The sequence below is a fragment of the Streptomyces sp. TSRI0281 genome, assembly GCF_001905125.1.
Taxonomy (GTDB): Bacteria; Actinomycetota; Actinomycetes; order Streptomycetales; family Streptomycetaceae; genus Streptomyces.
On the sequence record NZ_LWLE01000001.1, the window covers coordinates 399418 to 426105 of the forward strand.

General features: G+C 69.8%; 27 protein-coding genes. 6 read left to right on the forward strand and 21 right to left on the reverse strand.

What is annotated here, in order from left to right; genetic code table 11:
* Positions 1-619 (reverse strand): prepilin peptidase (locus A6A29_RS01755; protein WP_241838291.1); only part of this gene is annotated, 619 nt, incomplete at its 3' end.
* 104 nt (positions 620-723) lie between these two features.
* Here A6A29_RS01755 and A6A29_RS01760 point away from each other — a divergent pair.
* Positions 724-1101 carry a DUF192 domain-containing protein gene (locus A6A29_RS01760; RefSeq protein ID WP_073718118.1) on the forward strand — a complete coding sequence of 126 codons (378 nt, stop codon included), beginning with the start codon at positions 724-726 and terminating at the stop codon, positions 1099-1101.
* Positions 1102-1348: 247 nt separating this feature from the next.
* On the opposite strand, the gene A6A29_RS01765 is transcribed toward A6A29_RS01760, so the two are convergent.
* Together A6A29_RS01765 and A6A29_RS01770 are read right to left on the reverse strand one after the other, a co-directional pair.
* The gene (locus A6A29_RS01765) at positions 1349-1744 is read right to left on the reverse strand and encodes a hypothetical protein (RefSeq protein WP_073718119.1); all 396 of its coding nucleotides are present in this window, start codon (positions 1742-1744) and stop codon (positions 1349-1351) included.
* Between the two features lie 164 nt (positions 1745-1908).
* Positions 1909-2502 carry a hypothetical protein gene (locus A6A29_RS01770; RefSeq protein WP_073718120.1) on the reverse strand — a complete coding sequence of 198 codons (594 nt, stop codon included), beginning with the start codon at positions 2500-2502 and terminating at the stop codon, positions 1909-1911.
* A 428-nt stretch (positions 2503-2930) separates the two neighbouring features.
* Here A6A29_RS01770 and A6A29_RS01775 point away from each other — a divergent pair, with 428 nt between their 5' ends.
* From A6A29_RS01775 to A6A29_RS01785, 3 genes are read left to right on the forward strand one after another with little or no spacing between them, the layout of a single operon-like run.
* Positions 2931-4949, forward strand: coding sequence for a hypothetical protein (locus A6A29_RS01775; RefSeq protein ID WP_073718121.1), 2019 nt, complete (start codon positions 2931-2933; stop codon positions 4947-4949).
* Between the two features lie 44 nt (positions 4950-4993).
* Positions 4994-5605 carry a hypothetical protein gene (locus A6A29_RS01780; protein ID WP_073718122.1) on the forward strand — a complete coding sequence of 204 codons (612 nt, stop codon included), beginning with the start codon at positions 4994-4996 and terminating at the stop codon, positions 5603-5605.
* A gap of 20 nt (positions 5606-5625) precedes the next feature.
* Entirely contained in the window at positions 5626-6075 is a 450-nt protein-coding gene (locus A6A29_RS01785) for a DUF3592 domain-containing protein (RefSeq protein ID WP_073718123.1), read from the forward strand.
* Positions 6076-6281: 206 nt separating this feature from the next.
* On the opposite strand, the gene A6A29_RS01790 is transcribed toward A6A29_RS01785, so the two are convergent.
* From A6A29_RS01790 to A6A29_RS01855, 14 genes are all read right to left on the reverse strand, one after another.
* On the reverse strand, positions 6282-6929 hold the full coding sequence (locus A6A29_RS01790) for an OmpA family protein (protein WP_073718124.1): 648 nt from the start codon (positions 6927-6929) through the stop codon (positions 6282-6284).
* A gap of 8 nt (positions 6930-6937) precedes the next feature.
* Positions 6938-7549 carry a hypothetical protein gene (locus A6A29_RS01795; protein ID WP_073718125.1) on the reverse strand — a complete coding sequence of 204 codons (612 nt, stop codon included), beginning with the start codon at positions 7547-7549 and terminating at the stop codon, positions 6938-6940.
* 29 nt (positions 7550-7578) lie between these two features.
* On the reverse strand, positions 7579-8190 hold the full coding sequence (locus A6A29_RS43690; protein WP_274535782.1) for a pilus assembly protein TadG-related protein: 612 nt from the start codon (positions 8188-8190) through the stop codon (positions 7579-7581).
* Positions 8187-8417, reverse strand: coding sequence for a Flp family type IVb pilin (locus tag A6A29_RS43695; RefSeq protein WP_073718126.1), 231 nt, complete (start codon positions 8415-8417; stop codon positions 8187-8189). The genes A6A29_RS43690 and A6A29_RS43695 overlap by 4 nt, the downstream gene beginning before the upstream one ends.
* A gap of 200 nt (positions 8418-8617) precedes the next feature.
* Positions 8618-9682 (reverse strand): response regulator transcription factor, encoded by a 1065-nt coding sequence (locus tag A6A29_RS01810; RefSeq protein ID WP_073718127.1) that lies wholly within the window; start codon positions 9680-9682, stop codon positions 8618-8620.
* A 21-nt stretch (positions 9683-9703) separates the two neighbouring features.
* Positions 9704-11032: a sensor histidine kinase gene (locus A6A29_RS01815; protein ID WP_073718128.1), complete on the reverse strand. Its 1329-nt coding sequence runs from the start codon at positions 11030-11032 to the stop codon at positions 9704-9706.
* A gap of 49 nt (positions 11033-11081) precedes the next feature.
* Positions 11082-11969 carry a DUF5936 domain-containing protein gene (locus A6A29_RS01820; protein ID WP_073718129.1) on the reverse strand — a complete coding sequence of 296 codons (888 nt, stop codon included), beginning with the start codon at positions 11967-11969 and terminating at the stop codon, positions 11082-11084.
* A gap of 22 nt (positions 11970-11991) precedes the next feature.
* Positions 11992-12936: a type II secretion system F family protein gene (locus A6A29_RS01825; RefSeq protein ID WP_073718130.1), complete on the reverse strand. Its 945-nt coding sequence runs from the start codon at positions 12934-12936 to the stop codon at positions 11992-11994.
* 10 nt (positions 12937-12946) lie between these two features.
* Positions 12947-14284: a CpaF family protein gene (locus A6A29_RS01830; RefSeq protein WP_073718131.1), complete on the reverse strand. Its 1338-nt coding sequence runs from the start codon at positions 14282-14284 to the stop codon at positions 12947-12949.
* Between the two features lie 106 nt (positions 14285-14390).
* Positions 14391-14813: a TadE/TadG family type IV pilus assembly protein gene (locus A6A29_RS01835; RefSeq protein ID WP_079182533.1), complete on the reverse strand. Its 423-nt coding sequence runs from the start codon at positions 14811-14813 to the stop codon at positions 14391-14393.
* 3 nt (positions 14814-14816) lie between these two features.
* Positions 14817-15359, reverse strand: coding sequence for a TadE/TadG family type IV pilus assembly protein (locus A6A29_RS01840; RefSeq protein WP_079182534.1), 543 nt, complete (start codon positions 15357-15359; stop codon positions 14817-14819).
* A gap of 3 nt (positions 15360-15362) precedes the next feature.
* Positions 15363-16652 carry an AAA family ATPase gene (locus A6A29_RS01845; protein ID WP_073718132.1) on the reverse strand — a complete coding sequence of 430 codons (1290 nt, stop codon included), beginning with the start codon at positions 16650-16652 and terminating at the stop codon, positions 15363-15365.
* A gap of 7 nt (positions 16653-16659) precedes the next feature.
* Entirely contained in the window at positions 16660-17367 is a 708-nt protein-coding gene (gene cpaB, locus A6A29_RS01850) for a Flp pilus assembly protein CpaB (RefSeq protein WP_073718133.1), read from the reverse strand.
* Between the two features lie 509 nt (positions 17368-17876).
* A complete protein-coding gene (locus A6A29_RS01855) occupies positions 17877-18743 on the reverse strand; it encodes a hypothetical protein (RefSeq protein WP_198952971.1) in 867 nt (288 codons plus the stop codon).
* A 650-nt stretch (positions 18744-19393) separates the two neighbouring features.
* On the opposite strand from A6A29_RS01855, the gene A6A29_RS01860 reads away from it, so the two are divergent.
* A complete protein-coding gene (locus A6A29_RS01860) occupies positions 19394-21121 on the forward strand; it encodes a chitinase (protein WP_338012850.1) in 1728 nt (575 codons plus the stop codon).
* 246 nt (positions 21122-21367) lie between these two features.
* On the opposite strand, the gene A6A29_RS01865 is transcribed toward A6A29_RS01860, so the two are convergent.
* The 4 genes from A6A29_RS01865 to A6A29_RS01880 all read right to left on the reverse strand — a co-directional run bounded on the left by A6A29_RS01865 (position 21368) and on the right by A6A29_RS01880 (position 25258).
* Positions 21368-22843: a GntP family permease gene (locus A6A29_RS01865; protein ID WP_073718136.1), complete on the reverse strand. Its 1476-nt coding sequence runs from the start codon at positions 22841-22843 to the stop codon at positions 21368-21370.
* A 121-nt stretch (positions 22844-22964) separates the two neighbouring features.
* On the reverse strand, positions 22965-23375 hold the full coding sequence (locus A6A29_RS01870) for a RidA family protein (RefSeq protein ID WP_073718137.1): 411 nt from the start codon (positions 23373-23375) through the stop codon (positions 22965-22967).
* A gap of 6 nt (positions 23376-23381) precedes the next feature.
* Positions 23382-24140 carry an IclR family transcriptional regulator gene (locus A6A29_RS01875; protein ID WP_073718138.1) on the reverse strand — a complete coding sequence of 253 codons (759 nt, stop codon included), beginning with the start codon at positions 24138-24140 and terminating at the stop codon, positions 23382-23384.
* Positions 24137-25258 carry a sugar kinase gene (locus A6A29_RS01880; RefSeq protein WP_198952972.1) on the reverse strand — a complete coding sequence of 374 codons (1122 nt, stop codon included), beginning with the start codon at positions 25256-25258 and terminating at the stop codon, positions 24137-24139. The genes A6A29_RS01875 and A6A29_RS01880 overlap by 4 nt, the downstream gene beginning before the upstream one ends.
* Positions 25259-25395: 137 nt before the next feature.
* Here A6A29_RS01880 and A6A29_RS01885 point away from each other — a divergent pair, with 137 nt between their 5' ends.
* Positions 25396-26688 carry an alanine racemase gene (locus A6A29_RS01885; RefSeq protein WP_073718140.1) on the forward strand — a complete coding sequence of 431 codons (1293 nt, stop codon included), beginning with the start codon at positions 25396-25398 and terminating at the stop codon, positions 26686-26688.

A 26688-nucleotide genomic window follows, 5' to 3' on the forward strand; every position in this document is an offset into this window, starting at 1 on the left:
AGAAGCCGCCGAGGGCGAGGCCGCCGAGCAGTGCGGAGGTCCAGGATCCGGCGTGTTCGGGGAGCAGGGAAACGGTTCCCAGGAGCAGCGCCGCCGCGGCGGCCAGGGGCAGGGTCAGCGGGTCGGGCAGCCGGTGGACGCGGCGGTCGACGACGGCGAGGAGCACGGCGACCGGGGCGAGCAGCAGCCAGACCGCGAGTTCGGGCCTGAGCCCGGCGCCGGCCGCCAGCGCGGCGCAGGCGAGTGCGGTGACGACAGGGGCGAGGATGCCGGGGGCGTAGCGGCCGGTGTCCGGAACCGGGGAGCCGGTCGCCTCCGCAGCCGCGCCACGGCCCCCGTCGCCCTCACGGCCGCCCTCGCCGTCGTGGCCCCCGTCACGCTCGCCGTCGTGATCGCCCGGTGCCACCGGCCGGGAGAGCGGGACGACCGCCACGGCGCAGGCCGTGCACCGCGTCGAACCGAGCCAGCCGCGGGCGGGCCCGGTGAGCGGGTGCCCCGAGGGGCAGGTGTCGTGCCAGGGCTCCTCCGGCTCGACGGAGAACCGGTACGCGGCACGCGGGATCAGCAGCCCGGTGGCGGCGCCCCACAGGGCGGCGACGGCGATCAGCGTTGCGTCCACACCAGGACCTTAATCGGGCGGCACGACAAGGGGCTTGGGCCCTGGGGCCCACTGGCGGCCGTTCGGGACCCACGATCCGGCGCCGGGGGCTACGGTCGGTGCCCATGAGGAAATGGCGCGATGGCGACGCAATGCTCACGGTCGGCGCGGACACCGGGGAGCGTGAGGTTCCGCTGCGGATAGCGGCCTCCTACCGGGCCCGTACCCGGGGGCTGCTCGGGCGGGACGGGATCGACGGGGCGCTGATGCTCACGCCCTGCGGGAGTGTGCACACCTTCCGGATGCGGTTCACCATCGATGTGGCGTACCTGGACCGGAAGTTCAACGTGCTGGCGGTCCGCACGATGAAGCCCGGCCGGCTCGGGCTGCCGCGGCTGCGTGCCCGGCATGTGATGGAGTCGGAGGCCGGGGCGATGGAGCGCTGGGGGCTGCGGCCGGGCGCACGGGTCGAGGTCCACGTGACGGCCGGGAGTGACGCGTAGCCGCCTCCCCCGCATCGCGGCAGCCGCGGGGCACGGTGTGACGAGGGGCGGCGGTCGCCGCGCGACGGGGCCGCCGCCGTCAGCGGCACGACGCCCCGGTACCGCGGGCGAGGTCGGGGAACTCCGCGCGGGCTTCGCTCATCGCGGCGCCCGGCCCGTCACCCGCGCGTCCACGGGCGGGAGCGGGTGTATGTGGCCCATCAGGTCTGGCGTGACGCGTGCCCGCGCGCCTACGGGCGGGAGCGGGTCACAAACGCGCGTGGCGGGTGCCGAGCCCGCGGCCGACCAGCGGGCCGACGGTGCGGATCAGCTTCAGCTGGGTGGAGCGCAGGACCCGCACGGTGAGGTCGTCGGGCCAGCCGGTCGTCGTGGCCCACCCGTATCCGGAGCCGACCACCTCACTGGCGAAGGCGAGTTCGGTGGCCAGCAGCGCACGCGCCCAGTCCATCGGCTCCAGGGCCTGCCGCGCGGCCAGCGCACCGCGGATCCGGATGCCCCGGTGGTACAGGTCCTCGGTGCCGGCGAAGCCCATGGCGACGGCGAATTCCTCCGTGCAGCGGGCCGGACCGGTCCATTCGAGCAGGCCCTGCTGGAGAAGCTGGGACTCCTCCTCGGTCAGCGTGAGCTGCTCCGCCGTCTGCACGTGTTGCCGTCACCTTCTGGTAGCTGTCCGGCCCGGCACCATGGGGGAGCGCCGGGCCGGACCCTGATCCGTTACCAAGGTGACGCTAACCGCCCAGGTCGCGGGCGTCTTGGGCCCCAGGACCCACTGGCCGGCGGGCTCCGTGAGCGGGGCGGCGCGCCGGGTCAGACGCTGAGCACCGCGTTCCCGAACACCCGCCACGGGGAGTGCCCCACCGAGTCCAGGACCGCCAACTGCGGGTGCCCGGCGGCGATTTCCTCGCGTACGGCGACGACGTCGGGCCACTCGTCGAGATACGCCGCGCCGTCGATGACGACGCCGTCCCAGTCGGTGGCGGCCGTCGTGCCCCGCCGGTCGACGACGAAGCCGATGCACAGGACGGATGCCCGCCCGATGGTCCGCCGTATGGCGCTCACGACCCTGTCCTGCTCGACCGGCGGCAGTTCGCCCAGGCCGAACTCGACGGCCACCGCCCCGCTCCTGGCGCGGCGGATGCGTACGAGAACGTCCATGGAGCCGCCGACCCAGAGCCGGAACCCGATCTCGGCGAGCCTTTGCAGTCCGGCAATGGACAGCAACTGCTCCCGGGTGACGGGGGAACGGGCCCCGGCCGACACCGAGTCCTGGCTGACCAGGACGGTGCGCCCGGTTGCCGGATGGGCCAGGCGCAGCCCTTCCGCTTCGAGGTCGCCCAGGAGTGTCTGAGCGTCCAGCCGGGTCCAGCCCAGGTGGTACGAGTAGAAGAAGCCGGCACTCATCGACGCCTCACCCCATCACAGCGTGAACATGAATATTCGCGTGCGCAAATTCGACAGTAGGGGTCGATGCCCGGTCGGACAAGTACCACCGGAGATCGATTTGCCTATGGGTATGGCCCGGAGGTGGTCGTGCGGACATCCGGACACAGAGCTGGACAGCGGCGGTGTCGTGGTCGGCGACCACCGGCAGGTACGAGCGTATTGAGCCGCGGCGGTTCCGGCGTGGGCCCACGGGCCCAAGAGCGGCCCCCATCGGAACCTTCGCCCCCGTCATGCCGAACCGGCGCGCCCCTCCGCCCGGTACGCCCCCGTTCAGGGCACGGGAGTTGGGCCCGGCTTTGGGACCGGGGGCCCGCGCCACCGCCGATTTCCGGCCGTACGCTCACGGTCAACAGGCAACACACGTGTGGCCGGAGAGAGGTTGAACCGTGAGTGGTGGCGGCGGCTGGGGGGACAGGAGCGCGGGCCACATATCGGCGGGACACCGCGGTCCGGACGGGTCCGGCACCCTGTATCAGCGGGAACAGAGCGGCTGGTTCTTCGCGTTGACGCGGAGCTGGGCCACGGGTGCGCTGGTCTATATCGCCGCCGGGTTCATGACCAACCGGGTGCTGGTCGAGCTGCTGGGCAGCGAAGCACGCCTGGAGTCGTTCGGCTGGCGCCTCGCCCTCATGCACGTACCGAGCCTCGTCGTCACCCTGCTGACGGTTCTGGCCGCGGCCCGCATCCTCCCCGACGAGCACCGCGAGAACCGGATCGTCTATCTCCTCGGTGCCCTGGCGGTCCCGCTGGCCGGCCTCGTGTACGGCTTCGCCGTCTCGTGGAACGTCGTGGACATCGAGGGTGTCCTGATGCCGGTCGTCTCCCTGGCCACGGGCGCGGCGGCGGGTGTCGCCGTCGACCGGCTGCTGGAGGAGCGCGCCACCCAGCCCCCTCCCCCGCCGCAGTACTCGTACAACTGGCGGGACGGCGGGGCCACCGCCATGGAGTACCTCGGGGTGGTCGTCCTCGTCGTCACGCTGATCGGCGCGATGGCGATGGCCGGGGTCGGCGGGAGGATCGGCGAACGCATCCGGTGCGCGATCAGCTCGCTCGCCGGTGGTGGCGGCTCCTGCTCCACGGGCGGCGGGGAGCCCGAGGCGAAGCCGAAGACCGACGCCGACTACGAGCCCAAGATGTGCCAGGTCTCCAGCATCTCGGACACGGCCGGCGGCAAGGTCAAGATCGGCTGGTTCGAGTGGGGCGAGGAGTACGGCTTCCAGCAGAAGGTCTCCCGCGCCAACTCCGATGTGAACGGTGACGGCAAGGTCGACGAGAACGACAAGCAGGTCACCATGACGTTCACCGACGCTGCCTCGGCGGGCGCCACCGCCAGCACCCCGGGCGTGAAGCTCGGCAGCCTCGGCAAGGCGGACATCGACATCGGCGGCGGCATCAAGATCACCAACGGTGACACCTGGATCTTCAAGAGCGAGGAAGAGGCTCAGAAGATGCGGGACGACATCGAGGAAATGAAGATGTGGGAGACCGCCACCAAGCACAGCGGCGGGTACGGCGGCGGCTGGTACTCCGGTATGAAGTGGGCCGAGAAGAAGGAAGACATCGAGAAGAAGATCGGCGACAAGAAGATCTCCTACTCGACCGTCGGACTCAACGCGTACGCGGACGGCGGCCTCTCCATCAAGTCGGGCGACGAGACGGAGCTCGGTGCCAAGCTGGGCGGCAAGGCCAAGTTCTCCCCCGAGGTCACCATCACCAAGGACGACGTGAACGGGAACGAGTCGTCCACGTACACCGCCAAGCTCGAACTCGAAGGCAAGGTCAGCGGAAACGCGGGGCCGCTGAAGGGCACGCTGGGCGGCAAGGAGAACCACACCGGCGCCATCACCGTCACCCGCGACCAGAAGACCGGGAAGATCGTCCGGATCGACATGACCCAGACCGTGGACAAGGGCTCCACGTCCGGCAAGGTCGAGGTCGGCGGCGACAACGGCGAGAAGGGCAAGGACAAGCGCGGCGGCAAGGGCAGCGTCGGCGACTCCTCGGGCGACTCCGGCATCGACGTCCAGACGAACTCGATCATCTTCGGCAAGGACACCGACAAGGCCACCGAGGACAAGCGGGCCATCGCCGAGCAGTGGCTGGACGGCTCGGGCAACAACACCGCCCCGTTCGAGTACATGTTCGGCGACCGCGCCATGGACAAGCGGCCCGAGGGAAGCGACCCCTTCGAGCAGATGATGTTCGAGGACGGCCTGTCCAGCACGATGCGCTACCTCGGCGAGACGGACGCCCAGGAGTTCGGCTTCGAGGTCTCCCTCGGGATGAGCCTCGGCTTCTCCCTCTCCGACGAGCACAAGAAGGAGACGCTGACGGACGCGCGGTTCCTCGGAGCCCCGCAGGGCGACAATCGCACGTATCTTCCGTACAGCTACTGCGCGAAGTGAGCACGGCGGACCGACCGCACGACGAAGAGGCGATGAGACCACCGATGACGGCCACGAACACGTCCCCGTTGAAGAAGTCCCGGCCGTTCGGCGCGGCGACAGCGGCCGCCGCGGCCGTCATCGCCCTGACCACCCTGCTCACCGGCTGCGGCAGCGACGACGCCGCGTCGGTCCCGGACGGCTGGGGCACGCTGGACACCAAGGCGCTCTCCGTCGGTTACCCCAAGAACAAGGGGTACGCCGAGCAGCCCGCGGACCGGCGCAGCAAGAGCAACGCCGCCGTGGCGCTCAAGCAGGAGTCCGGGGTGCGCACCGGCATGGTCTCGGTCCAGCTGAACTTCGCCACCGGCGTCAGCACCGCGGGCGAGGCGGCGGCCGCGGCGGGCGCCGGCCTGGGCCTCGGCTCCACCCGCAAGGCGACCGAGGACATCCGGCTCGTCGGCGCGGAGAGCGCCCGTGAGGCCCGCAGGATCGACTACGAGTTCACCGCGGACGGCAAGGAGGACACCCCGACGGTCGGAACCCCGATGACGGGCGTCGTGGTCGCGGGCGTCGACTCCAAGGGAGTGCCGTTCGCCGTCCGGATCAACGCGGTGAAGGACCAGTTGAGCACCGGAGACCTGGACGCATTCGTCAAGTCCATCACCGTCAAGTAGCGCCGCCGGGCACGCCTCCCATGGACTTCCTGCCCGGCGGCACCGCCACCTTCCTGCTCCTGTTCGGCCTGTTCCTGGCCGCGTTCGCGGCCCGCTCGGCCCTGCGGACGGCCCAGGTGCTCCGCCTGATCCGGCACGGCCTCCTCGCCGGGGGCCGCTGCGCGCAACGTCGCACGGCCGACCGCGGCCCGGACACGGAGCGCGGCTACGCGACGGAGTACGTGTTCGCCTTCCGAACCCCGCAGGGCCACGAGGTCGAGTTCACCGACGCCTCCCCCACCCTGTCCGGAATCGGCCCCGGGGCGCCGGTCCGGGTCCGCTACGACCCGTCGGACCCGGCGCGCCGCGCCACGGTAGCGGGCCCGGGAACCTGGTGGCCTCTGCTGAAGCCGGCCCTGTTCACCCTCGTACTCACCCTGTTCGCGGCGGGCCTGCTGCTGGGGTTCGCGGCGACGGGTGGATGGACCTGACGGCACCGGCACCTCGGGTACGGGGCGGAGTCGGCCGGTACGTGTACGCCACGGCGCCTCGGTACCTGTACGGCCACGGGGGCGCGGTACGTGTGCGGCGACGGAGCCGAAGGGGCGGCCGAAACGGCGAGGGCCCGGCACCGCGACCCTGGGGTTCCAGTGGTCGCGGTGCCGGGCCCCGCGCACGTCGCGCGTTGCGGTGGGGGTCAGGAAGCGCTGCCGCGCGGGAAGGAGACCTCCACGCGCCGGTTCTTCTTCCTGCCCTCTTCGTCGCTGTTGCTGGCGATCGGGTACTGCTCGCCGTATCCGCGGATCTCGAACGAGATCGTGGCCCCGAGCTCCTTCGACAGGACCCCGTGTACGGCGTCGGCGCGCTGCTTGGAGAGCACGTCGCCGTGGGCCGAGGAGCCGAGGTCGTCGGTGAAGCCGAAGACACGGACCTTGGTCGCGTTCTGCTTCTTGATCTCCGCCGCGATGGCGGCGATACGCGAGTTGGCCGCCGGACTCAGCTTCGCGCTGTCCTTGCCGAAGAGCACTTCGGCCTGGAGCGCGAACTTGATGTTGGCGTTGCTGTCCTCACGGCGCTCCTCGCCGCCCATGTCCTCGACCACCTGCACGATGTCGAGAACCTTGCCGGGCGCCAGCGTCCCGCCCTCCGGCATCTTGAGGTCGGGGTCGTTGGCGTCGAGCTGCACCGGGGGCTGGGACGTCGCCTCCGTCCCCGGCGGCACACTGGGACCGTCGTCACTGAACGCGGTGGACGCGCCGAACACCGTGGTTCCGGCCAGGAGCAGGCCCACCACCAGGACGCGCCCGGCGTGACGCCCTGACGCGGACCGTCGCATGGTCGTCATATCGGCGCTCACCCAGAGATCTTCAGCGACGTGGTGGCGAAGGTGGGCAGGGAGAAGTCCACCTCGGTCGTCGTCTCCGGGGGTGCCGGGAACTGCATGAAGATCGGAGCCGACTCCCCCGGTGACAACGGGGCGATCGCCGTGGTGCACAGGCACCGCGCGTCCGTGTCCCTGAGAACGTAGTAGCGCTTCTTGCCGACCTTGTCGACCAAGGTGGCACCGGCCACCGAGTTCGGATTCTTCGCGACGACCGAACTCTCCTGCCCTCCCCAGCTTGCGCTGTTACGGGTCCCGTCGCCGCCGTTCGTGATCTCCGCCTGCACGGTGACGAAACCGCCCGCATCGCGCGTGACCTGCTGGACGACGAGTTTGAGCCCGCCTTCCCCTCGCGCCTCGGCCAGCTTGGCATTCGGGTCCACGTTTTCCCCGGCAGCGGTGTCTTCCTGCTGCTTTCCCTTGCCCTCCGCAGAGGGCGTGGCCGGGGTGGAGGGCGAAGAGCCTCCGCCCTGCGCCTCTCCACCGCTGTCCTCACCGCAACCGGTGAGAGCAAGGGCGATGGTCGCCGTCATCGCGACGGCGGCCATCATCCTTCTGGCCGTCGTGGTACGCCGAATACTCATGGTCCGATTCCTCTACTCGTCGTTCGCTGTCACTTGTCGACCAACCGCACGTCAAAGAGAATCTTGCTGATCTCGGACCAGGGCCGATTGACACCAAACGGCTCGATCTTGACCACCCCGGCTTTGCCGCACGAGAAGACGTACAGATCCTGGGTACCGTCGTCGTTGAAGTCGAAGGACTGCCAGTCACAGCGGAACTCGATGACGGCCGTGGCCTTGGCCTTGGCGAAGGTGCGCTTCGTACCCGGGATGACCGACGAGTCCACCGCTTTGCGACCCTTGACCTCGACGGTGATTCTGCCGAACCTGGGGACGATTTCGGGCGGTTCGCATGCCACGACATCCGCGTCATTGTCCGATGCGAAGCTCTGGGCCGCGCCGCACGGCACGGGGAAGGGAGCCGCCAAAAATGTGTCGAGCATTTTCTCGGGGAGCGAGGCCATGAACCCCCCGTAGAAATCCGCGCGGGCGGCTTGAGCCGCGGCGAGCGCGGCGGAGTCCGCCGCGCCCTGGGATCCATTGCGCAAGGCCGATGCCTTGCCGACAGCGAAGAAGGCGAACACGAGGAAGAGCAGGCCCGCCACCATCACGATGTAGATGGGGAAGGCCTGCCCTCGGTCCGACCGGTGGTGTCCGGTCACTTCGACGTGATGGAGGTGACCAGTCCGTCGATCCGAGTCGAGATCTTCCCGCCGATGCCCGAGGCCGCGATCGCCCCGATGATCGCCACGACCACCAGGATGATGCCCAGGTACTCGAACGCCGTCTGACCCCGGTCCTTCGCCGCGTAGCGCTTCTGGATGCTGCTGACGGCGGTGTTGGCCCAGCCGTTGACGCGGATGGCGGTCTTCAGGGTGATGTCCGACATGGTGTTCCCCTCCTGATTCGGCCGACCGATTGCCGGCCGACTCGCACGTTCCTGGCATGTCGCGCCCGACTCCGGCTTCCTCCTGGCCGGTGCCGCTTGCGACATGAGAAACATAGAGGGGAGCTCCCTGCTCACCAGAGGGTCCCAGGGCCCATTCCCGGGCCCAAAGCGCGCTCTGGGCCCCCGCGTTGCCGTCCCGCTCAGCCATGGCCGCCCGCCCCTCGCGAGCCGCTGCCCGTCGCAGGTGCCGTGCCCAGCCAGCGGGCGATCGCCTCGCTGCGGCTGCCGCTGTGAAGTTTCGTGAAGATGCGGTTGATGTGGTTCTTCACGGTCTTCTCGCTGATGAAGCAGGTGGCGGCGATCTGCTGGTTGCTCATTCCGGACGCAATCAGCTCCATGACCTCCACCTCCCTCGAACTCAGCCCGTGGTGTTGCCTGTTGAGAGCCGCGCCGGGCCCCCTGGTCATGGAAGACTGTCCCACAACAGGTTGCAGTTGCGAAAGACCTTCCGGTTCTCGGACCTGTCGTGGCGCCACCGTGAGTGGTGGCGATGCTGTGAAGCCGGGCTGCGCCTCGTAGCCGGGGGGCGGGTACGGCACGCCGACGGTCAGGGCGGTGCCCAGGCCCTCCGGGAGCGTTCCGCGCCCGGGGTCCACGCCGTTGCGCATATGGGCGAGCAGGGCGTTCGCGGCGGTGGCCGTGAAGTTGGCCCGGCCGTGCTTCGTGTCGCGTACCGCCTGGACCAGCTGGTCCGCCGTGAACTCGCCGTGCACCAGATAGCCGCCCGCGCCCAGGCGCAGGGCCTCGTGGACGATCTCGCTCTCACGGCTGTAGGTCAGCATCATCACGGGCGCGATCCGCACCAGGTGCGGCAGGGCCGAGATGCCGTCGACCCCGGGCATCCGGACGTCCAGCAGGACGACGTCCGGGCGGTGCCGCAGGGCCAGCTCGTAGGCCTGGCGGCCGTCCGCCGCCTCCGCGACGACCTCGATGTCGGCGCGGCCGGAGAGCAGTACGCCCAGGCCGGCCCGGACCACGGGGTTGTCGTCCGCCACCACCACCCTGAGCTGGGCGGGGGCCTGGGGACCGGGTGTCGTCGGGAAGGGGACGGGCAGGACCTCGGGTGCCGCGGTCTGCTGAGGAACGGGGAACCCTGAGGAGCTGTGTTCCGTGGTGCGCGGTGCGATGTGCGGCGAGGTGTGCGGGGAGGCATGGTTCTGTGCCACCCAGTTCTGACTCGACGCGCGGGGGACGTCGTCCGGCATTCTGCGACCTCCTCTCAGGAGCTACGGGTGGGGGGTGGATGGAGGGACGGTAGGGGTGGTGCCAAGAGCGGCGAGGGGTATTTCCAGGCGCACCTCGGTGCCCTGGGAAGCCTCTCCCCTGCCGATCCGGATGCGGGCGCCGATGGAAGCGGCGCGTTCGACCATGCCGACGAGGCCGAAGTGTCCGGCCCGGCGGAGGGAGTCGAGGGTGGTGCCCGCGGGCAGGCCGCGTCCGTCGTCGTAGACGCTGACGCGCAGGACGTCGCCCTTCACGCCCGCGAGAACGATCAGGTAGGTGGGGCCCGCGTGGCGGTGGGCGTTCTCCATGGCTTCGGAGGCGACCGTGAGCAGCTGCCGGGCGACCGCCTGCGGGACGGGCGGTACGGGGATGTGCTCCTGGATCCGGCGGAAGGTCGCGGCGAGGCCGTGGCGGTCGCTGAAGTCGGCCGCGCGGGCGCGGAGTTCGTCGACGACGTCCACGCCGCCGTCCAGGCCGGACTCGCGGCGGAGGTCGGTGAGCAGTTCGCGGGACTCGGCCGCGGCCCGGCGGGCGGCACGGGCGACGAGTTCGGCCTGTCGCCTGACGGTGGGCGGGTCCATCCGGTCGGCGGATCCGGCGAGGCCGTCGGCGGCCAGGGCGAGACCGTGCAGGGTCTTGGCGACGGAGTCGTGCATCTCGCGGGCGAGGCGGGTGCGCTCCCCTTCGACGGCCTCGTTCACAGCGAGGCGGGCGCGGGTCTCGGTCAGGGCCTGGCTGGCTGTGCCGAAGCGCAGCAGCAGATTGCGCAGGGTGACGCCGACGGCCCCGGCGATCACGCAGAAGCCGGGAAGCAGGAGGTTGGTCGCGTCGCCGCCTTCGAGCTTCGGGACGGTGTTGTAGACGCCGAAGACGATGACGACCTGGACGGCGGCGAAGACCGCGGCTCCCCGCCAGCCGTAGACGAGGCCGGCGAGGAGCGGGGTGCAGACGGTGACGTAGGCGAGCGTGGACTCGGGGGTGGCGGTGATCAGCAGCAGTGCGCCGAAGAACACGTCGATCCCGAGCAGCCAGGGGTGGCGCAGGAGGCGCGGGCCGAAGCGTTCCCAGTCGCGGAACAGGAGGTAGCTGCCCATGAACGTGATGAGGATCGCCGCCCCGATGAACCAGGTGGCGAGGCCGCGCGCGGTGTGGCTGATGGCGAACGGGGTGGCTATGGCGATCATCGCCAGCCGGAAGCCGAAGACCTGACGGCACATCGCCTGCAGGGCGTTGACCTGGATGGCGAGCGCGGGGCGCGCCTGCGGGTCGGTGGCGGCCATGGTCATGTCCGCGGTGAGTCCGTGCTGGATACCGCTGAGCTGAAACGTCATGGGCCTGCCACCTCCCGTCTGTCCCCGTGATCGCCGTCGTCGGTCATCGTCAGCCGCCCGTCAGCGCGCCGAAGTCGACGTTGGCGCCGTAGACGAAGCCCACGGTCAGCAGGAGGAGCGTGCCGGGCAGAAGAAAGGAGGTGACGGCGAAGGTCGCCTTCGGCACCGCTTTCGCCGCCTTGCGGCGGGCGTTCTGGGCGTCGGTGCGGCGCATGTCGTTGGCGATCTGGATCAGCGTCTCGACGATCGGGGCACCGAGCTCCTCGCCCTGCTGGAGCGTGGTGACGAACATCGCGACCTGTTCCGAGTCGTTGCGCCTGCGCAGTTCGTCGAATGCCTGGCGACGGCTGACACCCATGTCCATCTGACGCAGGGTGATGCGGAGTTCGTCGGCCCAGGGGCCTTCGTACTTCTCGGCGACGCGGGCGAGCGCCTGGCGGAAGCCGAGACCCGCCGAGACGACGACGGCCAGGACGTCGAGGAAGTCGGGAAGGGTGCGCTCGATGTGTTCGCGGCGGACCCGGATGGCGGACCAGATGCCCGCCTCCACCCAGAAGAGACCGAAGGCGATCATGAAGATGGCGAGGAAGAGCTGCCCCCGCAGGAGCATCGAGAACGCACCGAGGACGCCGAGCGCCCCGTAGACGGCGCGCCGGGCGGCGTACCGGTCGATGGTGAGACCGCCGGGGTTACCGGCCAGGTCGATCTGACGGCGCTTCTTGGTGACCGCCTTGGGTCCCATCATCCGCAGCACCATGGGGGCCCAGCGGATGCCGAGCCGGTCGACGCCGGAGCCCACCGCGCTGGTGCGGGTGGCGCCGGATTCCAGGGCGATGGCGAGGTCGCCGGGCAGTTTGGCATCGGCCCGGTACATCCGGATGCCGTGGATGGCTCCGTACACCGCGAGTCCGACGACGAGCGGGAGCAACAAGTCCATGTCTGGTTCTTCTCTCAGGCCGTCAGACGTCGATACGGGACAGGCGCCGGATCACGATGAATCCGATCGCGTACAGGACGATGGAGATGACGACGGCGATCTGGCCGATGAGGGCTCCGGTCATCCGGTCGAGGGCGCCGGGCATCACGGCGTTCATCAGCAGCATGGCGCCGATCCCGAAGCCGGGTACGGCGTACGCGGTGACGGTGACCTGGGACAGCTGGGTCTTGACCTCGCGCCGGGTCTCCTTGCGTTCCTCCAGGGTCTCGGTGAGGTTGCGCAGGGAGCTGACGACCGTACCGCCGGCCCGGTTGGAGAGGACCAGTGTGGTCACCAGGACGACGAGTTCGCGTGAGGGCAGCCGGTCGGTCACCTCGCTGAGCGCGTCCTCCAGGGGTTCACCGACGGCGAGGCGGCGGGCGACGCGGGCCAGCTCCTCCCCGGCCGGGTTCTCCAGTTCGTCGGCGGCCATGGACAGCGCGGTCCGCAGGGCCAGGCCCGCCTGGGTGGCGTTGGCGAGGATGCGGGACAGCTCGGGGAGCTGGTTGATGAAGCGTTCGGTGCGCTTGACCCGCTGCCAGTTCAGGAAGGCGTTGGTGCCCCACAGGCCGATCAGGGCGGCCACCGGGCCGAAGAACGCGGCAAGCATCGAGGAGGCGATCATCCACAGCCCGGCCATCGCCAGGAGCGCGTACACGAAGAACTCGCCCGGTGTGAGCTCCATGCCGGTCGCGCCGAGCTTCAGTTCCAGCTTCCGGCCCAGAGCGGTTTTGCGCAGCTTGCGGTCGAGCGTGCGGAACCGGCGACGACGGCCCGTCTCGGGAAGGTGACCGACGTGGGAGAGCCGGTCGACCAGTTCGTCGCGGTCGGCCTTGCCGCCGGAGTAGGCGTGCAGGCCCATGACGCCGAGCACGCCGCACAGCAGGGTGACGCCGATCGTGATCAGGGGGAGATTCACATTGTCCATGGCTCGGTACCTAATTGGCCTCTCGGGTGGCGAGCTGTTCGGCGGATGCGGCGACACCGAACGCCTGGGGGATGGGCTGGCTGGCCATGTAGAGGCGGTCGGCGATCCGGCGGGGCAGGGGGAGGTACTGGAAGTCCCCGAGGATCCGCCCTTCGGCATCCATCGGCCGGGCGTTGAACTTGGCCACGGTGACGATGCGGTACGGGTCCCGGCCGTGCGAGTCCAGGGCCGCGATCTCGGTGACCTTTCGCGTTCCGTCGGCGTGCCGGGTCAGCTGGACGATGACGTCGACGGCGCTGTTGATCTGGTCGTGCAGCGCCTCGAAAGGGATCTTGATCTCCGACATGGAGGCCAGGGTCTGCAGACGCATCAGCGCGTCCTCGGCGTTGTTGGCGTGGACGGTGGCGAGCGATCCGTCGTGACCGGTGGACATCGCCTGGAGCATGTCAAGCGATTCGCCGCCTCGGACCTCACCGACGACGATGCGGTCGGGGCGCATACGCAGGGAGTTGCGCACCAGGTCGCGGATGGTGATCTGGCCCTTGCCCTCCACGTTCGCCGGTCGGGACTCCAGCCGGATCACATGGCTCTGCTGGAGCTGGAGTTCGGCGGAGTCCTCGATCGTCACGATGCGCTCGCTGTTCGGGATCAGCCCGGACAGCGCGTTGAGCAGCGTCGTCTTTCCGGTGCCGGTGGCGCCGGAGACGATGATGTTGAGCTTGGCCTGTACGAGACCGGCGAGCAGGATCAGCATCTGCTCGTCCAGCGAGCCGAAGCCGATCATCTCCTGGAGGGTGAAGGACCTCGGGAACCGCCGGATGGTGAGCGTCGCGCCGGTCAGGGACAGCGGCGGGATGATCACGTTGACACGCTCACCGCTGGGCAGTCGCGCGTCGACCATGGGGTTCGACTCGTCCACCCGGCGGTTGACGGTCGACACGATGCGCTCGATGGTCTGCATCAGCTGCTCGTGCGAGCCGAAGCGCATCGGAAGCTGTTCGACCTTGCCGCTGCGCTCCACGAAGATCTGGTCCGGCCCGTTCACCATGATCTCGGTGATGGAGGCGTCTTCGAGGAGCGGTTCCAGGATGCCGAGTCCGAGGGCCTCGTCGACCACGCGGCGGATCAGCTGCGAGCGCTCCATGGTCGAGAGGACCGGACCCTCGCGGCTGATGATGTGCCCGAGGACGCGCTCCAGGCGGGCCCGCCGCTCGGCGGCGGCCAGCGAGGACATCTCCGCGAGGTCGATCTCCTCCAGCAGCTTGGCCCGGTAGGTGGCCACCATGTGGCCGTCCTCCCGTGCCCCGCCTTGCTCCTCCGGGGCGGTCATGCGTGCCCGCAGGCTCATGTGCGTAACTCCTCGGTCTCACTGTCCGGTCGAACCTGCGGGTGGTCGGTCCCGCAGGCGGTCGTTCCCTCGGGGGCGAGCGGGCGGGGGGCCCGGCTCGCGGACGCTAGCCGCGGGGCATGGTGGAACTCCGTTCGGCCTTGCCCCACTTGCCCTTCATCCCTGGAACCACGTTGGGGACCTCGATCTTGATGGTGACCGTCACATCGCCGGCGCCTTCGCTCTCGTCGTACGTGAAACCGTCCTCCGCGAGCCAGTCGCTCATCGCGTCCCTGGCGGCCGTACGGGCGTTGCCCGTGGGGAAGTCCTTGGACGCCGTCCTGGCCGCCGCACGGGCCGCCGTACCGGCCTGAGCGGTCGTGTACGCGGCGAGGCCGGCCTGGATGGCGAGGAGGGCGACGAGGAGGAGGAGTGGGAGGAAGCCCAGGTACTCGATGGCGACCTGGCCCCGGTCGGCACGGCGGGGGCAGGGCCGACGGCTGTCGGTGTTCCTGCCACCGGAGTGCTTCACACGTGTGGTTACGGTCATCGCTCAGCCCTCCAGCGCCGAGCCGGCGTGGCCCGTGATCTTCACGTCCAGGTCGAACAGGCCCGGAACCAGGACAGGGACCTTGAGTTTGACGTCGGCCTTGTACAGCTCACGGCTGGACCTGCACGTGATCTTGACGCTGTCCTTCCAGGCATCCGGCAGGTGCGCCTTCGCCCCCTTCTTGCACGCCCGGCTCTGTGCGTACTCCGCACCGCTGCCCTTGCGTGCGCCCACGTCCGCCGCGTTCCCCGCGAGGCTCCAGGTGTAACCGATCAGCGCGCACTCCCAGAGCACGAGCATGATCAGGATGATGAACGGGGTCATCCCCAGGAACTCGATCGCGGTCTGCCCGCGGTCGCGGTCACGGCCTCGCACGAAACGGCCGTGTACGAAACGGCCGCGTACGCGGAAGCGGTGGGCGGCCGTGCGCCTCAGGCCGCTCCGTGAGCGCGTGAGCCCGTCCGGGGAGCGCGTGAGCCCGTCCCGGGAGCTGTGGGCGTCACGCCTCCCCCGTATCTCGGTGTCCGGTGCCCGGTTGGTAGTCATCGGTCAACGTGTCCCCTCGGTCTTCCCGTGGCCCTGGTCGTCCCCGTCGCGCCGTCGGCGCGGCCGTCCGATCGAGCCACGGTCGTTTTTGAATGCGACGCCGCTCTTCTTCTTGCTCGCGCTGACCTTGACGATGCCCAGTTCTCCGGCGAGTCCCCAGAGTGCTTGCTTGACGGTGCTCTTGGCATCCAGTTCGTGCAGGCGACCGGCGTCCACCGATGCCTGGAGTTCCTTGAAGTTCGCGGGCACCGCCGCGTTCGCCACCTGGGTTCCGGTGATCTTCTGGATCAGGGGTGGCTGGATCTCGGTGTTGCGGGTGAAGCGGTTGACGAGGGTGATGGTCTCCTCCGCCTTGCGGATCTGGAGCCGTTCCCACATCCGTACGATGCGCTTGGCGCCGCGCACCGCGATGACGTCCGGGGTCGTCACCAGCAGGGCCACGTCCGCCATCTCGATGGCCGCCGCGTTGGCCCCGTTCATCTGGCCGCCGCAGTCGATGACCACGATCTCGTAGCGGGTGCGCAGCGCGCTGACGATCTGGCGGGCGGACCGGTCGCTGACCTCCTCGCCCCGTTCCCCCTCGCCGGGTGCCAGCAGCAGGGCCAGGCCCGTCGAGTGGGAGAACACCGCGTCGGCCAGGACCCGCGGCGAGATCTCCGTGATCAGCGCCAGGTCGACGAGCGAACGCCGGAACTGCACATCGAGGTACGAGGCGACATCACCGGTCTGGAGGTCCATGTCGACCAGGGCCACCGTGTTGCCGGACGCCTGGGCCGCCAGGGCGAGTTGGATCGCCGTGACGGTGGCGCCCACCCCGCCCTTGGCGCCGGTCACGGTCAGGACCATGCCCCCGGGACCGGTGAACACGTCATTGCTCGCCGTGAGGTGGCGCCGGACGCCGGCCGACCACTGGGACGCGGCCTGGACCCGGTTGGCCAGTTCCTCGTAGCTCAGCGGCAGCGTGACGAGCCCGCGGGCTCCGGAGTCCATGGCGTCGGCGAACAGGCCGGGGTTGGCATCCGCGGTGATCAGGACGACCCCGACGGACGGGAACCGCATCGACACTTCCCGGATGAGCTCCAGGGCCGGTACCGGGCCGATCCGCTCATGGACCAGCACGACCTCGGGCAGCTCGTCGAGGGACTCGCCCGCGAGCCTGGCCAGGGTGTCGATCAGCTGGGTCGAGTCGCCGACCGGCGCGGCCGGTTCCGCGTCGGGCAGCTGGCTGAGCAGTGTGGTGACCGATCTGGCCGCGTCGAGGTCACCGACGGCCGGGAGGATTCTGGTGGTCATCCCATCCTCACTTGTCCTTGTCGAGCGTGTAGGTGCGGTCCCCCGGGCGGATGGTGCCGTCGCTGCCGGGCGCGACGAGGGCGAGCCGCACGTGCTCCGCGAAGGACTCGGCGTAGGCCACACGCTGGGTGTCCAGCGTGTTCAGGGCGAAGGTGATCGGCACGGCCTCGGTGCTCTGGGTGCTCCGCTGGTCCCCGCGGGGCTCCAGAGCGGTCAGCTTGCCCACGTCCAGCACCTTGGCGTTGGAGACGATGACCTTGGACTGGGAGACGTCGTCCTGGTCCTCACCGGCGAACGTGGCGTAGATGTTGACGGTGGCACCGGGCGTGATCTTGCCCGCGACACCGGTCGCCGCGTCGATCATGATGGCGATCTCCTGCTCACCGGCACGGAGTTCGGGCTTGCGGGCCATCATGTCCGACTGGAGCAGCGAGCCCTTGCGGAGCTGGGTGACGGCGATCTTCGATTCGACTTCCCGCAGGTTGGTCACGGCGTTCTCCGAGAGCCAGCGCTTGGGCATCTTGATCTTCTCGAACTGACCGTCGTTCAGGGCCGTATAGGGGGCCACGTCGGATTTCAGCTGATAGGCGGTCACCTCGGGGCCGACCTTCGAGTTGACGTCGCTGATCACCGAGAGCACGCCGGCGAAAGCACCGAAGGCACACAGGACCGACAGGAGCAGGAGTATCACGCCGCGGCGCTGGCGGGAGTTCATGGGCCGGACAACCTCGTTCGAATCGGATGCGTGGGGCAGCGGACAGAGAGGGATGCGCGGAAAGCGGAAGGACGAGTGCGGACGCGAAGTGCGGTGTTGCAGGAGCACAACGCGCGTAGTGCGGTGATTCGGCGTACGAAGTGCGAGGTTCGCGGAGATGACGGTGAGCCGGGGGGACGGGCGGGTGCGGGAGCGGGAAGTGGAGCGGTGCGAGCCGGTCAGTGCTCACTGGTGCGGGTGGAGCTGGGTGAGCCGGAGGAGACTCGGTGAAGCGGGTGAGCCGGAGGAGGCTCGGTGGTACGGGGTGGTGCTCGGTGAGCCGGAGGAGGCTCGGTGGTACGGGGTGGTGCTCGGTGAGCCGGAGGAGGCTCGGCGGTACGGGGCGGTACGGGGCGGTGCTCGGTGGTGCGGGTGGTGCTCGGTCGTACGGGTCGTACTTGGTGGTGCGGGTACTACGCGTGGTTCAGGTGGTGCGGGTGAAGCTCAGTGGTGCGGGGTGACGGGCGGCGCTATGACACGGCCGGCACCTTCACCTCGTGGGGCAGGACACCGGTGGAGTGTGTGCGGTTCTCCGAGGCGGCGAGCGGGGAGGAACAGAAGCCGCAACGATCGCCGATGAGTTCCATTTCGCACCAGTGACACTTTTCCCTCCGTACGGAGGAGATCAGTTGATACAGGACGGAGATGTCCGGGAGGTAAGCCGCGAACTCCACCAGCTTTCCCGTACCCCACCAGCGGGAGGATTCGCTGGGAAGGCTCGCGTCATGAATGGCCTGGACCTTCCAGGCGGGTGCCAGGGTCTCCTGGACCCAGTCCGACTGCGACTGCCCCTTGGCCACCAAAAGATGCGTACCGAATTCCGGTCCGGCCAGAGGTTCCGCCTGCGGCCCGACCTTGATGAGCTGGGACTCGGGCCCTGCGAGCGCGGCGAACTGCGAGCCGGGCACCCAGGACTTCGCGTGGCTCTTCAGGCTGACGGGGAACCGGTCCAGCTTGGCCACCGAGTGCAGCAGCGCACCCGCGTAGATGTAGTGCGACAGCAGCCGGGCGGCGGAGGCGACCACCCCGGGACTGAGGTCGCTCACGGACAGCTGGCGCAACTGGCGTACCAGTACGGCGACTCCGAGCGGCGGCAGGTCCACCTTGACCAGCGCGATCCGGTCGCTCTCCAGGATCGAACGGATGCCGTGCAGCCGTCGTTCATGGGCGGGTTGGATGCTGGACGGATACAACACGATCACATACCCGTGCTGTTCGAGCAGCAGATGCGTGTCACCGATCGCGAGCTCCATGGTCTGGGCCTCGGGGGCCTGGAGCAGCGCCGCGGTCGGTGTCTGCTGATCGGTGGGCGGCAGCACCAGATCTGCGCTTGTCACTGCTATTGCGGTCGGCACGCTCTTCCCCGTTCAGCTCCGGCCGTCGTGGTGTCGTCGGCCGCAATCGCTCCTGCCCGGTGCTCCTGCTCCAGCACTTTAGCCACGTCTTACCAGGCAGAGAACACTTATCGGGGACCGATACGACAACATACGAACACCGCCCGACCGACGCCCAGGTACTAAATAGGACGAAATCGAGACTGGTTAACTCCTGTACCACTGCGGAGGGTTACGGCAGCGGCCTGCAGTCGACGGCCCGTCACTTCATCGGCGCACGTCAGGACGGCCCCGGGGGTCGTTCCGGTTCATTTCGACTGCGCAGGTTCGTCACGGTCCGAAGATCTCGCGCGAAGTCACCCGCGAGGGGACAACAGGGTGGCCACAGCGACATCTTCGCGTAAAGAAATGGCGGTCCGGGGGCCGCACGAAGGACCCCTCGAAGGGGTTGTCGAACACCCGTCGGAGGTACCCATCACTGCCAGAGGTCTTGACAACTTGATTGGTCTGGACCAGTTTATCGGCCAGCGGTGGCCACCGTTCCTCGGCTCCACATTCCCCGTACACCCCCTGTACGTCCCGCACCCCCGCACGGCACCCGCCGGCCCCCACCGGCACCCCCCGCATATCCCCGACTCCCCCCGGAGGCAGCAGTGGAACGCTCCGTAGGCAGCAGGCGCAGAAGGCGTCACACCCGGCCCGTACTCGGCGGCGCCATGGCCGTCGTCGCGGCCGGGGCCCTGACCGTCACCGGACTCGTCAGCAGCGCCCAGGCGGCCGACGTCAACGTCGCCAAGAACGCAGGATTCGAGTCCGGGCTCGCCAACTGGACCTGTAGCGGAGGAACCGGCACCACCGTCTCCTCCCCCGTGCACGGCGGTACGTCCGCGCTCAAGGCCACCCCGGCCGGCCAGGACAACGCCAAGTGCTCCCAGACGGTGGCCGTCAAGCCCAACTCCACGTACACGCTCAGCTCCTGGGTCCAGGGCGGATACGCCTACCTCGGCGCCGGCGGCACCGGCACGACGGACGTCTCCACCTGGTCGCCAGGCTCCACCGGCTGGACCCAGCTCTCCACCAGCTTCAAGACCGGCGCCTCCACCACCTCGGTGACCGTCTACACCCACGGCTGGTACGGGCAGGCTTCCTACCTCGTCGACGACATCTCGGTGACCGGCCCCGACGGGGGCGGCGGCACCGACCCCGGCCCGTCGATCCCCGCCTCGCCCGCCGGTCTCGCCGCGGGCACGGCGACGTCCTCCTCGGTGGCCCTCTCCTGGAACGCCGTCTCCGGCGCCACCGGGTACACCGTGTACAAGGACGGCGCGAAGGCCACCACGTCCACCGGGGCCTCGGCGACCCTCACCGGCCTGGCCGCCGACACGGCGTACCAGTTCTCGGTGAGCGCCACCAACGCCGCCGGTGAGTCGGTCAAGTCCGCCGCGATCAGCGCCCGTACGGCGAAGGAGAACACGGGGCCCGGCCCGGTGACCTCGGTGCCCAAGCACGCGGTGACCGGCTACTGGCAGAACTTCAACAACGGCGCCACCGTCCAGAAGCTCAGCGACGTCCCCGCCAACTACGACATCATCGCGGTCTCCTTCGCGGATGCCACGACGACGCCGGGCGCTGTCACCTTCAACCTGGACTCCGCCGGACTGAACGGCTACACGGTCGCCCAGTTCAAGGCCGACATCAAGGCCAAGCAGGCCGCCGGGAAGAACGTCATCATCTCGGTCGGCGGCGAGAAGGGCTCCGTCGCGGTCAACAGCGACGCCTCCGCCACGGCCTTCGCGAACTCGGTCTACGCGCTCATCCAGGAGTACGGCTTCAACGGGGTCGACATCGACCTGGAGAACGGCCTCAACTCCACGTACATGACGAAGGCGCTGCGCTCGCTGTCCTCGAAGGCGGGCTCCGGCCTCGTCATCACGATGGCGCCGCAGACCATCGACATGCAGTCGACGTCCGGTGAGTACTTCAAGACGGCGCTCAACATCAAGGACATCCTGACCGTCGTCAACATGCAGTACTACAACAGCGGTTCGATGCTGGGCTGCGACGGCAAGGTCTACTCGCAGGGCTCGGTGGACTTCCTCACCGCGCTCGCCTGCATCCAGCTGGAGGGCGGCCTCGACGCCTCGCAGGTCGGCCTCGGTGTCCCCGCCTCCACCCGGGGCGCGGGCAGCGGCTACGTCGCCCCGTCCGTCGTGAACGCGGCCCTGGACTGCCTGACCAAGGGCACCGGCTGCGGCTCCTTCAAGCCGGCCAAGACCTACCCGGCACTGCGCGGCGCGATGACCTGGTCCACGAACTGGGACGCCACGGCGGGCAACGCCTGGTCCAACGCGGTCGGCCCGCACGTCCACGGCCTGCCGTAACCCCCGGACTCCGCGAGGTCGTCCCGACTCCCCGAGGTCATCCCTGACCAGCAGCGCCGCCGCTCCCCCGGCGGCGCTGCTGCATGTTCCGGGCCGGGCGTTCCGGGGGCGGGCCGAGCGTTTCCGGGTGGGACCGGCCGCTTCCGGGCCGAGCGATCCCGGGCCGAGCGTTTCCGGGCCGGACGTCCGGCCGGTCCGAACACGAGCCCGTTCCGGCCCGGCCCGGCCCGGTCCGGACGAGAGGCCCTAGATCACCAGGCTGAGCAGCGCCGCGACCGCGAAGCCCGCCACCGACAGGACCGTCTCCAGGACCGTCCAGGACTTCAGGGTGTCGCGCTCGGAGATGCCGAAGTACTTGGCGACCATCCAGAAGCCGCCGTCGTTGACGTGCGAGGCGAAGATCGAGCCGGCGGAGATCGCCATGATGATGAGCGCGAGGTGGGCCTGGGACATGTCCTGGCCCTCGACCAGCGGGACGACGATGCCCGCCGTGGTGACGATCGCGACCGTCGCCGAACCCTGGGCGACGCGCAGCGCCACGGAGATCAGCCAGGCGAGCAGGATGACCGGCAGGCCGACGTCGTTGAAGGTGTCGGCGAGGGCGTCCGCGATGCCGCTGCCCTTGAGGACGGCGCCGAAGATGCCGCCCGCACCGACGACGAGCAGGATGTTGCCGACCGGCTTGAGCGAGGACGTGGAGACCGATTCCAGGGACTTGCGGGACCAGCCGCGCCGGATGCCCAGCAGGTAGTACGCCAGGAGCAGCGCGATCGTCAGGGCGACGAAGGGGTTGCCGAAGAACTCGATGACCGAGCGGAGCGTGGAGGGGTCCAGGGCGATGGAGGAGAACGTCGCGGCGAGGATCAGGATCAGCGGGGTACCGATGATCGCGAGGACCGTGCCGAGCGCGACGGGCTGCTCGCGCGGGGTGGCCCCGGCGGCCCGCTGCTCGGCGGCGACGGCCGCCTTGGCCTCCTCGGCGGCCTCGACCATGTCCTGCGGGACCGCGACGAAGATCCGCTTGCCGATCCAGGCGGCGTAGCCCCACGCGGCGAGCACGGACGGGATGCCGACGACGGCGCCCATCAGGATGACCCAGCCCAGGGAGACGTTGAAGAGACCGGCGGCGGCCACCGGGCCGGGGTGCGGCGGCAGGAACGCGTGGGTCATCGACAGTCCGGCGAGCAGCGGCATCGCGTACAGCAGGATCGATTTGCCGGAGCGCTTGGCGGCGGCGTACACGATCGGCGCCAGCACGAAGATGCCGACGTCGAAGAAGACCGGGATACCGAAGATGAGGCCGGTGAGGCCCATGGCGAGCGGGGCCCGCTTCTCGCCGAAGAGGTTCAGCAGGCGGGTGCTCAGCACCTCTGCCCCGCCGGAGACTTCGAGGATCGCGCCGAGCATCGTACCGAGTCCGATGATGATCGCGACATGGCCGAGGATGCCGCCCATGCCCGATTCGATGACCGAGACGGCGGCGGATTTCTGGACGGTGCCGAAGAGTTCGGTGACGGAGAGACCGGCACCCAGGCCGACGGCTATGGAGACGGCGAGCAGCGCGACGAACGGCTGGAGCCGGGCCTTGATGATCAGGAAGAGGAGGAGGGCGATGCCGAGGGCGGCGACGGTCAGCAGACCGGCGGTGCCGTCGATCAGGAGGAGCAGTCCACCGGTGTGGGGTGGTGTCTCGACCGGCGGTGGGGTGGCGGCGAGCAGCATGGCGACTCCGTGGGAGCGAGGGGGGGTTCGGGGCAGGGGGGAGCGCGGCACGGCGCCACCGCGGTGCGGGGCGCCGTGCCGGGCGGCGTGCTGGAGCGGTACTGCGGGTGGGGCAAGTCGATCAGCCGAGGACCGCGAGGGCGTCGATCTCGATGAGCAGGCCCTTGGGGAGGCCGACGTAGACCGTCGTACGGGCCGAGGCGGGCGCCTTGAGGCCCTGCTCCTCGAAGTACGCGTTGTAGATCTCGTTCATCTCGGCGAAGTGGGCGACGTCCGTGAGGTACACGCGCGTCATCATCACGTCGTCCCAGGTGGCGCCGCCCTCTTCGAGGATGGCCTTGACGTTGGCGAAGGTCTGGAGGGTCTGCTCGCGCAGCGTCGGACCGACCACCGTGGCGGGCTTGCCCTCCTCGGCGGGCAGGAAGCCGACCTGGCCGGCGACCTGGAGGATGTTGCCCTTCTTCACGCCGTGCGAGAACTTCGCGGGCGGGGCGGCGTGGGTGCTGGGCGTGAGGGAGATCTTCTCGGTCATGACTGATCAGGCTTTCTTGTGTGGGGTGGTGCCGGAGTACTCCCGGCTGATGGCGTCGGCGGTGCGGCGCACCAGCGGGAGCAGGGTGAGGAGTTCCTCGGCCGTGACGACCACATTGGGCGCCGACACGGACATCGCCGCGACGACCCGGCCGTCCGCGCCGCGGATCGGAGCGCCGATGCAGTTGATGGACTCCTCGTGGCCACCGAGGTCGGTGGCCCAGCCCTGTTCGCGGACGACGGCGAGCTCCTTGAGGAACGCACCGGCGTGGGGGACGGAACGGGACGTGTACATGGGGTAGTCGAGCGTCTCGGCGATCGCGCGCCGCTCGGGCTCGGTCAGGTCGGCGAGCAGCAGCTTGGCGACGGCCGCGACGGTGATCGCGACGGGCTTGCCGATCCGTGAGTACATCCGGACCGGGTAGCGGCTCTCGACCTTGTCGATGTAGAGGACCTCGTGTTCCTCGTACACCGCGAGATGGACGGTGTGCCCGCACCGGTCGTTGAGGTCGACGAGGTGGGGGTGGGCGATCTCCCGTACGTCGAGGTTCTCGACGGCTTCCTGGGCGAGCGCGAAGAGCCGGGCGCCGAGGCGGTAGCGCTGGTCCTGCTGGCGGTAGACGAGCCCGTGCTCGTGGAGCGTACGGAGCAGGCGCAGCGCCGTGGACTTGTGGACGCCGAGCCGCTCGGCGACCTGGCCGAGGTCGGCGGGGCCCTGGGCGAGCAGCGGCAGGATGCTCAGCGCCCGGTCGACGGTCTGGCTCATGTCGTACGTACCTCCTGATCGTCCCCCGTCCACCCGGGGCCGAGACGAAGTCTCCCCCAGGCGTCGTCGTCGAGGGCGGCGAGGCGGTCGGCGCGGTCGCGGGGCGGCGGGTCGGTGAGGTCCCCGGGGACGGTGAGGACGGCGGCGGCCATCAGGTGGCCGTGCCGGACGCGGTCGCGCACGGGCAGGTCGCGCAGGGTCGCGGAGAGGAATCCGGCGGCGAAGGCGTCACCGGCCCCGACGGGGGCGACGACATCGACGCGGAGGGCGGGGACGTCGGTGACGGTGTCCGTCCGCTCTCCGGCGTTGGCCGCCCTGACCGTGTCGGCCGCGTCGGCTGTGTCGGCCGGGGTGCCGGGTCCGGAGAAGGGTCCCGAGAAGACCGTCGCCCCGTCCGCGCCGCGCTTGATCACCAGTACCGCCGGTTCCGGCAGGGCCGCGCGGATGGCCTCGGCGCCCTTCAGCCCCCAGGCCTCCTCCGCCTCGTCCTCCCCGACGAAGACCAGGTCGGAGCGCCGGGCGAGGTCGAGCAGGACGCCCGGCCCGGCCTCGCTGCCCCGCCACAGACCCGGTCGGTGGTTCACGTCGAAGGAGATCAGCGGGCGGTCGGGCCGGGGTGCGGTCAGATCGTGGAGCAGGGCCAGGCAGTCCGCCGAGAGCGCCGCCGTGATGCCGGACAGATGCAGGACGCGGCCCGCGAACAGCTTCTCGTACGGGACGTTGTGCGGGGACATCGCGGAGGCGGCGGAACCGGCCCGGTAGTACGCCACTTCGTGGGTGTCGGTGGCCCGGTCCGTGGCCGTGCGGAAGTAGATGCCGGTGGGGCGGTCCGGGTCGCGGCGGACGGCGGAGGTGTCGACCCCGTACGCGGCGATGGCGCCGACGAGATGGTCGCCGAAGCCGTCGGCGCCGACCCGGCCGACCCAGGCCGCCCGGTGTCCGGCGGCGGCGAGCGCGCAGGCGACGTTGGACTCGGCGCCGCCGATCCCGCGGCCGAAGGAGGGGACATCGGCGAGGCGGCCGGGCCGGGAGGGCAGGAACGTCACCATGGACTCGCCCAGACACACGACCTCGGTGGTCGTGGCGGCGCTGGGCGTCCCTGCTGCGGGTCCGGGCACTCTGGGCTCCTCGCTGATCGGGCGTGCGGCGCCGGTTCTCACCATTGACCCGGCATCGGCTCGGATGTTAGACAGCATTGAGCGATATGCGCAATGGGTGTTGCATATGGTGCAACGAACACTTCGAGGAGTCTCCCTTGGCAGCCGACCGCCCCACCCGTCACACCGTGTCCGATCTTGCCGGGGAACGCGTCGATCACCGCTTCAAGTCGCTGCCGCCCGACGCGGAGGGCCTGACCGTCGGCGCCCTGGCCGCCGAGCGCCGCAACCTCTTCACCGGTGGCTTCACCACCCCGGTGCTCGCCCTGTCCGCCGAGTCGGTCGAGCACAACCTCGCCCTCCTGGAGACGTACGCCGAGCGCCACGGCCTCCTGTTCGCCCCGCACGGCAAGACGTCCATGTCGCCGCAGCTCTTCGCCGACCAGCTGGAGCGCGGCGCGTGGGGCATCACCGCGGCCGTCCCGCACCAGGCGCGGGTCTACCGGGCGTACGGAATCCAGCGGATCTTCCTGGCCAACGAGGTCGTCGACGCGGTGGCGCTGCACTGGCTGGCCGGTGAGCTGGCGGCCGACCCGGAGTTCCGCTTCGTCTGTTACGTCGACTCGGTGCGCGGCGTCGAGCTGATGGACGAGGCCCTGAGCGCCGCGGGCGCCGTGCGCCCGGTCGATGTCGTCGTGGAGCTGGGCGCGGGCGAGGGCGCGCGCACCGGCGCCCGGACCGGGGCGGACTGCGCGGCGGTCGCCGACGCGGTGGCCGCCACCGGGACCCTGCGCCTGGTGGGCGTCGCCGGGTACGAGGGCGAGGTGCCCGAGGCGTCACCTGAGCGCGTACGGGAGTGGCTGCGGCGGCTCGTCGCGCTGGCGGGCGACTTCGACCGGGCGGGCCGTTTCACCGGCTGCGACGAGATCATGATCAGCGCGGGGGGCAGCGCCTGGTTCGACGCGGTGGCGGACGTCTTCGCCGAGATCCCCGAACTGAGCGTGCCCGTACTGAAGTTGCTCCGCTCGGGCGCCTATGTCTCGCACGACGACGGCCACTACAAGCGCCTCACCCCCTTCAACCGGGTCCCCGGGGAGGGCGCGCTACAGCCCGCCTTCCGGATCTGGGCACAGGTCGTGTCCCGCCCGACCGGCGAACAGGCGTTCCTCAACGCGGGCAAGCGCGACGCGGCGTACGACCTCGACCTGCCCGAAGCGCAGGTCGTCCGCTCCGGCCGGGACGGCTCGGTACGGCCCGCGACGGGCATCACCGTCACCGGCCTCTCCGACCAGCACACCTGGGTACGTACGGAGCCGGGGGCGGAGCTGGAGGTGGGCGACTGGGTCGGGATGGGCCTGTCGCACCCGTGCACCAGCTTCGACAAGTGGCAGCTGATTCCGCTGGTCACGGCGGACGGCACGGTCACGGACTACATCCGCACGTTCTTCTGA